The organism is Neobacillus rhizophilus, from assembly GCF_018343535.1.
In the GTDB taxonomy this organism is placed as follows: domain Bacteria; phylum Bacillota; class Bacilli; order Bacillales; family Cytobacillaceae; genus Neobacillus; species Neobacillus rhizophilus.
Genome location: NZ_JAGYPF010000003.1, coordinates 227,578 through 240,403 on the forward strand (window position 1 = coordinate 227,578; position 12,826 = coordinate 240,403).

General features: G+C 42.5%; 9 protein-coding genes. 3 read left to right on the forward strand and 6 right to left on the reverse strand.

Annotated features, from left to right (window positions below):
- Positions 1-17 precede the first annotated feature (17 nt).
- Both recQ and KHA99_RS14580 read right to left on the reverse strand, forming a co-directional pair.
- Positions 18-2,147: a DNA helicase RecQ gene (gene recQ, locus KHA99_RS14575; protein ID WP_213118206.1), complete on the reverse strand. Its 2,130-nt coding sequence runs from the start codon at positions 2,145-2,147 to the stop codon at positions 18-20.
- 179 nt (positions 2,148-2,326) lie between these two features.
- Positions 2,327-3,352, reverse strand: a complete 1,026-nt coding sequence (locus tag KHA99_RS14580) for an asparaginase (protein WP_213118207.1) — start codon at positions 3,350-3,352, stop codon at positions 2,327-2,329.
- Positions 3,353-3,540: 188 nt separating this feature from the next.
- Between KHA99_RS14580 and KHA99_RS14585 the strand changes: the two genes are divergently transcribed.
- Complete coding sequence (locus KHA99_RS14585; protein WP_213118208.1) at positions 3,541-3,711, forward strand: hypothetical protein; 171 nt, start codon at positions 3,541-3,543, stop codon at positions 3,709-3,711.
- Positions 3,712-3,830: 119 nt separating this feature from the next.
- On the opposite strand, the gene KHA99_RS14590 is transcribed toward KHA99_RS14585, so the two are convergent.
- Positions 3,831-5,408: a fatty acid--CoA ligase gene (locus KHA99_RS14590; RefSeq protein WP_213118209.1), complete on the reverse strand. Its 1,578-nt coding sequence runs from the start codon at positions 5,406-5,408 to the stop codon at positions 3,831-3,833.
- A 78-nt stretch (positions 5,409-5,486) separates the two neighbouring features.
- Complete coding sequence (locus KHA99_RS14595) at positions 5,487-6,632, reverse strand: acyl-CoA dehydrogenase family protein (protein WP_213118210.1); 1,146 nt, start codon at positions 6,630-6,632, stop codon at positions 5,487-5,489.
- A gap of 236 nt (positions 6,633-6,868) precedes the next feature.
- Between KHA99_RS14595 and KHA99_RS14600 the strand changes: the two genes are divergently transcribed.
- Positions 6,869-8,140, forward strand: coding sequence for a GDSL-type esterase/lipase family protein (locus tag KHA99_RS14600; RefSeq protein WP_213118211.1), 1,272 nt, complete (start codon positions 6,869-6,871; stop codon positions 8,138-8,140).
- Positions 8,141-8,270: 130 nt separating this feature from the next.
- Complete coding sequence (locus KHA99_RS14605; protein ID WP_213118212.1) at positions 8,271-9,230, forward strand: D-2-hydroxyacid dehydrogenase; 960 nt, start codon at positions 8,271-8,273, stop codon at positions 9,228-9,230.
- An 87-nt stretch (positions 9,231-9,317) separates the two neighbouring features.
- Here KHA99_RS14605 and KHA99_RS14610 read toward each other — a convergent pair whose 3' ends face one another.
- Together KHA99_RS14610 and ltrA are read right to left on the reverse strand one after the other, a co-directional pair.
- A complete protein-coding gene (locus tag KHA99_RS14610; RefSeq protein WP_213118213.1) occupies positions 9,318-10,547 on the reverse strand; it encodes an RtcB family protein in 1,230 nt (409 codons plus the stop codon).
- Positions 10,548-11,312: 765 nt separating this feature from the next.
- Entirely contained in the window at positions 11,313-12,614 is a 1,302-nt protein-coding gene (ltrA, locus tag KHA99_RS14615; RefSeq protein ID WP_213116059.1) for a group II intron reverse transcriptase/maturase, read from the reverse strand.
- Positions 12,615-12,826: the final 212 nt, after the last annotated feature.

Consider the following 12,826-nt stretch of genomic DNA (forward strand, 5'->3'; position numbering starts at 1 on the left):
CCTTGTACAGCCATGTTTTATTTCTTTTTGCTTAAAAAATACACATATACTTTAATCATAAAATAACTCACTTCATCTGGAAGCAAATCTTTAATAGGTTTTAGGCGGTCTCGGCCAGCTTGTTCCACTGCTTTTTCTAATAGCGGAATATACTCGCCTGGAATCAGCCTTGTAAAATCAACAGCAAGTCCCTGCTGGGCACATTGCAGCAAGTGATTTTCGACGGTGCTAACTGCCAGCTCGCGCTGTTCGGCTATTTCCTGAATGGATAATTGGCTTTGATGCAGGTTCAATGTCTCTAAGTGCGAATCTGTCACCGCTTTTTTCGCAGGCTTTTTTGCCGCGACCGGTTCAGGTTCCAATTCGCTTTGGTAGTTTGGGTTTTCCTCTAAAAACGCTCGAATCACTTGGATAAACTCCAGTCCATATTTTTGAAGCTTGTGTTCCCCTACCCCGCTCACATTTAACATTTCTTCACTTGTTTTCGGCAGCTTAGCACACATATCCTTTAGCGAAGCATCCGAGAAAATCACAAAAGGAGGAACTTTTTCGACCTCAGCAATCCGTTTGCGGGCTTCTCTTAATTCTTCAAATAATGGGTCACTCTTAGATACTTGTTTCACCTGGACAGTTTCCCTGCGATGAACCTGCTGATTTCCCAGTAAGACCTCTTTGCCTTTCGGTGACACATAAATGGTTGGAAAGGTCCCCTGCTCAATCGCAAGCAAGTCCTGTGAAATCAAGAATTCGATAAAATCGCTGACATCCTTTGTACTTTTGTCCTTCATGATTCCGTACGTTGATAACCTTTCGAAACCCATTTCGGTAACTTTTTTATTTTTAGAGCCTGTCAATACTTGTGCGGTGATATTTTTACCGAAGCGCTGTCCCATTCGAATGACACAGGACAATACCATTTGTGCTTCTTTTGTTACATCGATGCTTGTTCTTTCGTCAGTACAATTCCCGCATCTGCCGCAGGGCTCGGTTTCTGCTTCACCAAAATAATGCAAAATAAATTCCTGCAGGCAGCTTTCTGTATGGCAATAATCGACCATCTGCTGGAGCTTTTCAAGTTCTTGAGTCATTCTGGTCCTGTCGCTGGATTGGTCAATCAGAAAACGCTGAATTTGCACATCCTGCGGAGAGTAGAGCACGATACATTCGCTGGCGAGTCCGTCACGGCCGGCACGGCCCGCTTCCTGATAATAGCTTTCCATATTTTTTGGAAGTTGCAGGTGAATACAATAGCGGATATTGGATTTGTCGATTCCCATTCCAAATGCAGATGTCGCTACCATGACCGAAGCTTGGTCTGTTAGGAACCGTTCTTGTTCGCGGGCGCGTTCCGCATCCCCCATTCCGGCATGATAGCGGGCGACATTGATGTTTTCCTTTCGGAGCCGTTCGTAAAGGATGTCGACATTTTTCCGTGTCGCAGCATAAATAATGCCCGCCTCTTTGTCATTCTTTTTCAGATAATCTAACAGATATTTAAGGCGATCCTGCCCTTTAATCACAGAGAATGAAAGATTTTCTCGTTCGAAGCCTGTGATAATGGTGTTTCGTTCATCTATTTCCAGCAGGTTGCAAATATCTTCCCGCACCCTTGGTGTTGCCGTTGCGGTTAAGGCGATGACTCTTGGCCTTTGCGGCATCATTTGAATCATTTTTTGGATATGCCGATAGCTCGGTCGGAAATCATGGCCCCATTGTGAAATACAGTGAGCTTCGTCCACTGCAATTAATGGGATTTCCATGTATTTTAGATCCTCTATAAATTCGGGCGATTCCAACCGCTCAGGTGCTATGTATAATAATTTATATTCTCCTTGCTTGGCCGCTTGGATTCGGTCATAGGCCTCCTGGAAACTTAGCGAGCTGTTGATAAAGGTGGCTGGAATTCCTACCTGGATTAGGGCATCAACTTGATCCTTCATTAATGAGATCAGCGGAGAGACAACAATGGTGGTTCCCGGGAGAATGAGAGCAGGAATCTGGTAGCAAATCGATTTTCCGCCGCCAGTCGGCATGACGCATATACTGTTATTTCCTGTTAAAACGGATTGAATGGCCTGCTCTTGGCCGGTGCGGAAGGAGCTGTAGCCAAAGTGGGATTGCAGCAGGGGAAGTGCTTGTTCAAACAAGGGAAGTCCTCCTTTTACTTTGAAGATAGGTTTAATCTCCTCTATTATACTACTTTCTAAATGGATATGAAAAATTGAATATTTATGGTTGGTGAATCTTCATAACGACTGGGCTCCAATTTTACCCATCGGTCGGGTGTTATGAATCTTTCATAACACCTCGCCCTATAATAAATAGATTAAACCTGACTAGATGAAGTCTGCTGCAAATTAAAATCCGCCACCAATTCACCAATTACTTCATTACGGGCATTGCGCAATTTCGGGCGGCAGTAACCAGCAAGTTCTTCGATTTGCTCAGCAGTTAATAGATTCAGTTGTTTCATCACTTCAACTGCCGCAGGATAGACGGCACGACTATTGCCATCCTCAATTTTGATTGCAATCCCGAGCCCTGTTTCAAGATCACCAATACAATAAACAGCCTCAGCTCCGACCTTGCCTATGAATCTGCCATTTCCTACCCTCATGAAATCAGAACAAAAACGGTCTGTTCCCCCAACCATTTCCGGAGCTGTAATCATTGCCTTAGCCACCCGTCTGACGGCATTGCGGCGTTTTTCAGGCAGGTCATCGGGCTGTGCCAAGCGGGCATAGCCATAAGCAATTTTTTCAAGAGGCAGGCCATGAACCGGTACACCGCATCCGTCGATACCTATTTCTATTTCTTCTATCGGATAATCTGTCATCTCACTGACAGCCGCAAGAATCCGTTGTTGAACGGGGTGATTCAGCTCGTAATAGTTTTCGAGTGTTTCTTCTAAATGCTTTGCAGTAACGAGCATCCCGGCATGCTTTCCGGAACAATTGTTATATAAAGGAGTAATCTCTTTTCCTTCACGGATTAACTCTCTATACCTTTCTTCCCACCGCGGTGGATGGGTTCCGCATTTTAAGCAAGTGTCCTCAAGGCCTGCCCTTGCAAGAATTGCTAGAACCCTGTCTGTATGCATTTTCTCCCCATTGTGCGAAGCACAGCATAACGAAAGATCGGCATCGCTGAAGCTATAATGATCAGCAGCTCCTGTTTCTACTACAGGAATTGCCTGAATCGGTTTCATGGAAGAACGGGCGAAGACCACTCCTTCAGGATTGCCTGCATAATAAAGTAAATTCCCCTTGGCATCCACCACTGCAATATGTCCATGGTGAACGCTTTCAATTAAATTACCCCTTGTTACGTTTACTAAGTTGGTAGACTCCAAGTACACTCATCCCTTAAAAAAATTTCTAAATCTTATAACAATTATGTGATAAAAATAGGACTTTCACAACCGATAAAAAAGTTTTAAAAATGTTCAAATTTCACCCCTATTTTATGTGACATACGTCACACAAAGCGAAGAAAACATTGTTTACAATTTAATTAAGTTATTAAAAGGAGGAATTAAGAATGGCAGTCGCTTGGTTAGTTACAATTGGTTCGTTTATTCTTTTTTATTATACAACATCCGTTATTATTGAAGGACTTAGAGAAAGAGAACAATATGAATTATCTATTTTAGATGCTCAAATTCAGAGTAACTTTGCAAATTATTCAGAGATTCAGAAACAAGCAAGTTAGTTTGTGTTTTTAATAAGCCTTACTATTATAAAAACAGACTGCCGGTACTAACACGGCAGTCTTTACTATTTTAATTAGGCTAAATCCCAAATTCCTTTGGTACCGCATCGCTCAAGCTATCACTTATTTGTTGAACCTGGGCTGAAAAGCTCCTCTAATTGTTTACGCAGAATGAATTTCTGGATTTTTCCGCTGGCGTTCCGCGGCAGCGCTTCACAGAAAATGTATTTGCGCGGACGTTTATAGTTTGCTAGGCTGTTGCTGTTTTTGCAATATTCGTCTAGGTCCTGCTCCGTGACATTCGGGTCTTTTTTCACCACGAAGGCCGTGACGGTTTCCCCCCAGCGGTCATCAGGCTGTCCGATGACAGCCACATCAAGCACACCATCATGTGCATGGAGCACGTCTTCCACTTCGCGTGGGTAAATATTTTCACCGCCGCTGATGATCATGTCATCAACCCGGTCATTTACAAAAAGGTAACCTTCTTCATCCATGTAGCCGATGTCGCCTGAATGATACCAGCCTTTATACATCGACTTTTCTGTAGCCTCTTCACGATTGTAATAGCCGAGCATCATACTTGGCCCTCTTACAATAATTTCGCCTGCTTCTCCAGCTAGACAAACATCATCTGGATCGGAAGGTCCATCCTCCCGGGTCCTGACAACTCGAATTTCATGGTTTAATCCCGCCTGTCCTGCAGACCCCGCTTTTCTCAGTTGGTCTTTTTCCGACAGGAAGGTTATGGCAGGGCCCATTTCTGTCATCCCGTAGGCTTGAATTAAGGAGATGCCCAAGCGGTCATGGAGAGCATGAACGAGTGATGGCGCCATCGGAGCCGCACCATATAGGCCCAGCTTTAGGCTTTCGGTATTGTACTTGCTTAAGTCTTCCTGCAGAAGCATATTCCACATTGTAGGTGCTGCAAAGAACTTTGTAATTTTTTCGCTTTCGATTAATGACAGTATTACTTTCGGATTAAATTGATGCAGGACGACGTTTTTCGCCCCTATTTGCACCCTTGGCAGGAAAGCACAGTGCAGTTCGGCACAATGGAACATCGGGGCTGTCACAAGGCCGACATCCTCTTTTTCAAGCTTTTGAGAGGCAATACAGAGCAGGCTTTGGTCGACCATATTACGGTGGCTATGCATGACCCCTTTAGGTCTTCCAGTTGTACCGCTCGTATAAATAAAGGCATAAACATCATTTTCGTTTACTTCGGCTTGGATTGTTTCTGCAGTGGCGGAGGTGAGTTTTTCTTGGTAGCTGGCGGCATAAGCTGGAGTCTCATCATCAATAAACCAGAACGAGATTTTGTCAAAGCGGCTGGCAATAGCCGTGATTACTGGCTCCAATGCCTTTTCAAAAATAACGACCTTAGGTGCGGCATCGGATAAAATAAACGCTACTTCCTCTGACATCAGGCGGAAGTTTATTGGGTTAAAGATGGCGCCAATTTTCGCACAGGCAAAAAAGGCGGTTCCTAGTTCTTCTGTATTAAACATGAATGTAGAGACGCGGTCTCCTTTTTTCACTCCTTGTTTAAGGAGGGCATTTGCCAAGCGATTAACCTGCTCATTCCACTCTTTATAAGAGTAGCGGACATTTTTGCGGACATCATAGAGGGCTTCCTTGTTGGGGTACTTTTGGACTGTTAATTCAAAAATTTTACCGATAGTCGTATTGCTCATTTACTCGCCTCCATTTTATTTGGATTTATAAGGAGGCAATCGGCCAGCGGCCAATTGCCATCATTATCATGAGGTTTTTTATAATCCTAAATTTTTCGCAATTATGGTTTTCATAATTTCGTTGGTACCTGCATAAATGGCTCCTACCTGAATATCACGGAACCGTCTAGCAATCTCGTATTCTTCCATGTAGCCGTAGCCGCCATGTAACTGCATACATTCAGACGCGACCTTTTTGGCAATATCGGTCAGCTTCCATTTTGCCATTGACACCTTGGTCACAACGTTTTTCCCTTCCATATGCTCGGCAATCAATTGATCCAAAAAGGCTCTGCCCATTTCAATATCGGTGGCCATTTCGACAATTTTGAATTGGGTATTTTGGAATTGGCTGACTGGTTTTCCGAACGCTTCACGGCTTTTTACATATTCAATCGTTTTTTGAAGCATTACTTCGGCAGCTGTTTGCGCTCCAATTGCCACTAGCAGGCGTTCCTGCTGGAGTTTTTCCATCAAATATAGGAAGCCTTTTCCCTCTTCTCCTAGAAGGTTTTCCTTTGGCACCCGGCAGTCTTCAAAAATTAATTCTGCCGTGTCCTGGGAATGGAGACCAACCTTGTTCAGCTTGCGGCCCCTCGAAAATCCAGGAGCGCCCCGCTCAATGACCAGCAGGCTGACGCCTTTATGCTTTGGAACTGCCTGCAGATCGGTCTTCACCGCCACCACAATGAGGTCCGATTGAATACCATTGGTGATAAAAGTTTTTTGTCCATTGACAATATAATGGTCCCCATCAAGCTTGGCTGTGGTTTTAATATTGGCAAGGTCAGAACCTGTCCCTGGCTCCGTCATCGCAATCGCGGTAATGATTTCACCGGTGACGCACTTCGGGAGCCAGCGCTGCTTTTGTTCCTCTGTTCCATAAGCGGATATGTAAGGAACGACTATGTCGCTATGAAGTCCAATTCCAATCGTTCCAGTTCCTACTCGTTCAAGTTCTTCATTAATTACAACTGAAAAGCCCCAATCAACTCCACTGCCGCCATATTTTTCATCGATGTCTGGACAAAGGAAGCCTTGCTCACCCATCTTCGTCCAAAAAGAACGGGGAATGAGTCGATTTTCCTCCCATTGCTCATAAAAGGGATATGCTTCCTTTTCTAAAAACTTTCTTAAGGACTGGCGAAAAATTTCATGATCTTCGTTTAAATAAGGGTGTTTCATTCTATAAACCTCTCTTTCTATAGAAAACGCTTTCTTTATATTCTATTTTAACAAATACTGTAACCTTTTTGAATTTTTAAACTGTTTATTTTTAATAAAACGATTAATTCATCTCCTGCTGCCACTATAAAAGACTTAGGTCTTTTGGCGTAATTTGTAGAAATATATTTATTGAATACTCTGGCAATTAAAAACATAATTGTATTTGTCAAATAATATATTGGGAGGGGATTTTTTTGCATTTTAAACGTTTTTCAGTGCTTTTTGCTATTATTCTAGCATTTAGTACGTTCTTTTCATCTTTTGCATTTGCCGAAAGTAACGTAAAACCTAATTTAGTAGCGTTGGGGGATTCTATTACATATGGATGGAACCTTGATGATACGAACGGGAATACAACACCATCCTCAAAAGCTTTTCCATACTTAATTGGAAACGGTAATTATGTTGTTGGGAAGAACATCAGCGGCGGCGGCTGGACCTCTGCTAGGCTATTAACTGAAATTAGCAAACCCGAAAATATTCTGGCAATTAAAAATGCTGATGTTATTACGTTAGATATTGGGAGTAATGATTATTTACAAAATGATTTAATTAAGAAACTTCGTGCTGGGGTGCCTGTTGACCCGACATTACTTCCTGAAGCAATCAAACAGGTTACAGAACAATTATCCCAAAACCTAGGATTAATTATTGGCGGTATTAGGAGCGTAAACACAGATGCCCCTATTATCCTATACAACATTTACAATCCGTTCTGGGATGTTAATGCTCCTTTATATCCTTTAGGCGAACAATTTCTCCCTATTGCTAACTGGGCAATTAAGCAAGTTGCTACAGTTTCCAAATCCTTCTTGGCTGACTCATATACAGCCTTTAATGGTAAACAATCAGATTATATTTTCCCAGGAGGAGATATCCATCCAAATGAAGCAGGCCAGCAAGTTTTAGCCGGGTTAGCTACAACATTATTATCTGCTCTCCCACAAGGGGAAGTAACAATTGGACTAACTGCATCGACGACTGAACCTGCAAAAGATCCGGTGACAATCGATGTCTTAATTAAACCAAGTAAGGTCCTGGTCATCCAATGGCTTAAAGGCGAAAAAACCATAGAGGATTTTGCAACAGTTGGAACTGGAACCGATATCGCTCAGAATCAATTCCAGGTAACGGAAAATGGAACATATACGGTTTACGTCAGAGATGCAAAAGGTGCAAAGGCTGTTAAGAGTATTACTGTCAGCAATATTCAAAAGGATACTCCGCCTGCCAATAACCCTGGCAACAGCAATAATAACCCTGCACCAACTCAGCCGACAACGACTACAACAACACCTACTACTACAACCCAGCCTGCAGCAGCTACTGTAACGAGGACTGCGACTGGACATACATTACCAAATACTGCATCGCCAATGTACAACTATCTTGCCATTGGTTTAGCCTTCATTTTTGCAGGGCTATTTGCAATGAAGCTTCAAAACAGAAAAAGAGAAAATAATTAATTAGCAAAGGCCAGATTCGTAAATTAAATTTACGTTTCTGGCTTTTGTTTTTGTTAAAATCAATTACTATTTTTTCAATATTCATATATCATTATATTAGATACATATTCTATGAACGGAGGTACAACCCATGACGGGAAAAATAGTAATTACTCATAATCTTGAAGAACATCAGCTTAGCCAAATAAAAGAGGTGGTCCCTGATTGGGAATTGATAGCCAGCAAGGAGAAAGAAATCTGGCAAGCTCATGCCAAGGATGCTGAAATCATTGCCGGTTGGAAAAAAGGTCTTGAAGAATATTGCCTTGCTCCAGATTCAAAACTGAAGTGGCTGCAAAGCTGGAGTGCCGGTGTCAATACCTTGCCGCTTGAAAAGCTGGAAGCCCATAATATTCTTTTAACAGGTGCAAGCGGAGTGCATGCCTATCCCATTTCTGAAACAATTTTCGCCTTAATGCTTGGTCTAACCCGAAAAATCCATACATATGTAAGAAACCAGCAAGCCAAAACCTGGCATCATGCCAATATGAAGCTCGAAATCCATGGAAAAACGATTGGCATTATTGGGGTCGGAACAATCGGAAAAGAAACCGCCAAAATTGCCAAAGCCTTTGGAATGAAGGTTCTCGGTGTACGGCATTCGGGCCAGCCGGCTGAGTTTGTCGATGAGATGTACACTACCGATCAATTGGACGCTCTTTTACCACAGTGCGATTATGTTGTAGTCACCTTGCCTTTGACGAAAGAAACACGACGTATGTTTGGCGCCGATCAGTTTAAACTCATGAAATCGACGGCCTTCTTTATCAATATCGGCCGCGGTGAAATTGTGGTTGAAGAGGAAATCGTCAAAGCCTTGCAGGAAGGTGAGATTGCCGGAGCAGGTCTTGATGTTTTCGAAAAAGAGCCATTAAGCCAGGACAGTCAGCTTTGGGAAATGGAAAATGTCATTATCACTCCGCACACCTCCGGCTCCACTGAGCATTATAATGATCGTGTCGTCGAAAATATCTTGATACCGAATTTAAAAAGCTACCTTTCTGGAGAAGCCCCTTCTATTAATCTTGTTGATTTTGCAAAAGGGTATTAACTTGAAAAGAACGGAGACTATCTCAACCATTACGAGATAGTCTCTTTCGTTTCTATTAAAAAAAAGAGACCACATTTGGACACTCTACTATGATTTTTTATATCTTCCTGGAGTGTATTTTTCACTCGCCTTAAAGTTATATACCGGTTTAATAAAGCTTACAATCTCTACGGTTTCTTCCACTTTTTCAAGAATTTCATTGATTGATTTGTAGGCCATTGGCGCTTCATCGAGGGTTTCTTCAGACACCGATGTCGTCCATATGCCCTTCATGGTGTTGTGGAAATCATCCATCCTTAAGGTCTTCATGGCCTGGGTTCGGCTCAAGACACGGCCCGCTCCGTGCGGTGCCGAGTAATTCCACTCGTCGTTACCCTTACCGACTGCTAAAATTGACCCGTCCCTCATATTGATAGGAATAATCAGCCGCTCTCCTTTTTGCGCAGATACTGCGCCCTTTCGCAAAATGAGGTTATCGGTATCGATATAGTTGTGTATTGTATCGAAACGGTCCGCTTCTTCGAACCCCATATTTTCAGTAATCGCTCTGGCGATTTCTTCACGGTTGGCTTTTGCGAATGCCTGGGCCAGTTTCATGTCGTGAATATAGTCATTAAAATCCTCGTACTCCAAATAGGCTAAATCATCCGGAATGATGGGATTTTTTTCTTTGTAGTTTTGAATCATAGCTTGAATTTCCCTTTGGCGCCCCTCAGCCTTTAGTTTTTCAATGATTTCGCTTAAATCATGCTTGCGGAGCTTAGAAATGGCCAGCTTTTGATAATATTGTGCAATCTTTGCCCCCACATAGCGGCTGCCGGTATGGATAGTTAAATAGTGAAATCCGTCAGAGTCAGTCGAAACCTCAATGAAATGATTGCCGCCACCAAGCGTTCCAAGACTATATAAGCTTTTATTCTGACTCAGAATGTGGGCTGCTTTAAATTCTTCCGTGGACGGAAAACTCGTGTTAACGAAACCGACGGTCTCATCCGTATGAATCTCCTGTCCACTAGGGACGTACGTCCGGATCACTTTATCCAGTTTATTAAAATCGACCTTTTTTTCTTGAAGTTTGACGGTTAGAACGCCGCAGCCGACATCAACGCCTACCAGGTTCGGGACCACTTTATCCTTCAACTGAATGGTCGTGCCTATCACGCAGCCTTTCCCAGCATGATAGTCTGGCATGATACTAATTTTGGTATCTTTTAAAAAAGCTTGATTACACAGCTCCTTGATTTGCTCAAGCGCTGATTCCTGCGGGTAATTGGAGAATACCTTTGCCTCCGTCTGTGTTCCCGTTATTTTAATCACGAGTTTTTTCGCCTCCTTTTACAGATATTAACAATAGGCTACCATCGATGACGTAATTAGGCAACGGATATTTGTGCGACAATTTTCATATATCAAGCAATAAGATATTTGAAGAACATTTCGCTACGGTGGTCATTCATTTTTGCCCTTCATCCGGCTTATCAAGGACATTTTGCTACGGACAGCACCGATTTTGTCCTCCATCCAGCTTATCTAGGACATTTCGCTTCTGCCGGCACCTGATTTTGTCCTTCATCCCACTTATCAAGGACATTTTGCTACGGACGGCACCCCATTTTGTCCTTCATCCCGCTTATCAAGGACATTTCGATGCGGGCGACACCTGTTTTTGTCCTTCATCCAGCTTATCAAGGACATTTTACTACGGACGACACCTGTTTTTGTCCTTCATCCGGCTTATCAAGGACATTTCGCTACTCACGGCACCCCATTTTGTCCTTCATCCCGCTTATCAAGGACATTTTGCTACTGCCGGCACTCGATTTTGTCCTTTATCCCGCTTATTAAGGACATTTCACTTCTGCCGGCACCTGTTTTTGTCCTTCATCAAGCTTATCAAGGACATGCCACAACTGCTGGCACCTGATTTTGTCCTTCATCCCCCCGCAGTAGAGTAAGAAACTGATTTCAGAGGGATAGCCTTTCGGCTATCTCTTTTACTTTCAGTTCCTCCTCATCAAACCGTACGTGAAGTTTTCCCTCATACGGCTTTCCGACGTTCTTCTTTCTTTGGCTTTACGGAGACTAACTAGCCAATTTCACTAATAAATGACCAATTTCTTTTCGTACGTCTATTAAATTCCCATGTTTCATACGACTATTTCTTTTCTTGTTATAGAATAATGTTAGGCGTTCTAACACATACCAATCAATCCGATTAAGCCATTTCTTTGCATTAAGTGATATGAGATAGTAATTTTTGAAACCTTGTAGTTTCTTGTTTAATCCGATCACCAAGTCATGAATATCCATGTACAATTTTGCCCTTGGCTCAGTGTATGCCTTAATTTTTGCACGCATTTTCTTCATTGCGTTCTTTTTCGGGATGTGTGACATCACAAATAATGTGTAACCGCCTTTCCGACGGATTGGAAACTTCCTATTATGAAATCCTAAGAAGTCAAAACCCTCTATATCATCCCAAAGATGAACCAATCTTGATTTATCTCGATTAATTGAAAGGTCCAGTTTTCCCATTATTGCTTGAATAACTTTAATGCTTTTAAGTGCATGTTGTTTAGTGTTGCACATGATGACGAAGTCATCCGCATACCTGACCAGTTCACCTAAATGATTAAATCGCTTCTCCCAAATTTTATCCATTGTGTTTAAATAGATATTCGCTAACAGCGGGGAGATAACACCACCTTGCGGTGTTCCAGAAATCGGATTTCTAATCTTACCTTCTTCCATGATGCCCGCCTTCAGCCACTTACGAATTAGCTTTAGAACTCTGCGGTCACTGATACGTTGTTCGACCAATTTCATCAATTTATCTTGGTTGATGTTATCAAAATATCCTTGGATATCGACGTCTACTACCCAAAAACATTTCTTACTCGCTTTTCGTATCTTTGCCATGGCTTGATGAGCATTACGTTTAGGACGAAAACCAAATGAGCAATCATGAAAGTCAGCCTCAAAAATAGGTTCAATAACCATCTTAGTAGCCATTTGTGCAACTCTATCTTTAATGGTTGGGATTCCTAATGGACGTTTCTTCCCGTCATCCTTTGGTATGTAGGTTCTTAGGACTGGATTGGGATGATATCTGTTCTCTTTCAACTCTAGGTAGAGTTCGTTCAAGAACTTCTTCTCTCCGTATTCCTCGACGATATTTACAATCGATTGTCCATCTACGCCCCCACTGCCTTTCTTTCGTTTCACACGTTGCCAGGCTTCCCATAGGATATCAGGACGATAAATTTTGTCATATAAAGCATGAAATCTACGGCTAGTGTTTTCCTTGGCACAAAGATATAACGTCTTCCAGAGTTCTTGAGCTTTTACTTTATTGGTGTAGTTAGCCATTTTCTTGGCATTCACTGACTCTTACCTCCTTCCAACATATGAACGAAGTAGGGTATTGGCTTTTGCCGTCCTTCCCTAGACAATGTTATGTTGTCATTGTCATCATTGGTACTATGACCCCCTCCGACTCCCTCTCATCCATTCACCACTTCGTTTACACTTATAGGTTTCTGCTTTACTTTCGTATGAAAGTGACGAGGAGGGTATCCCCAGTTCCGTTAATTACT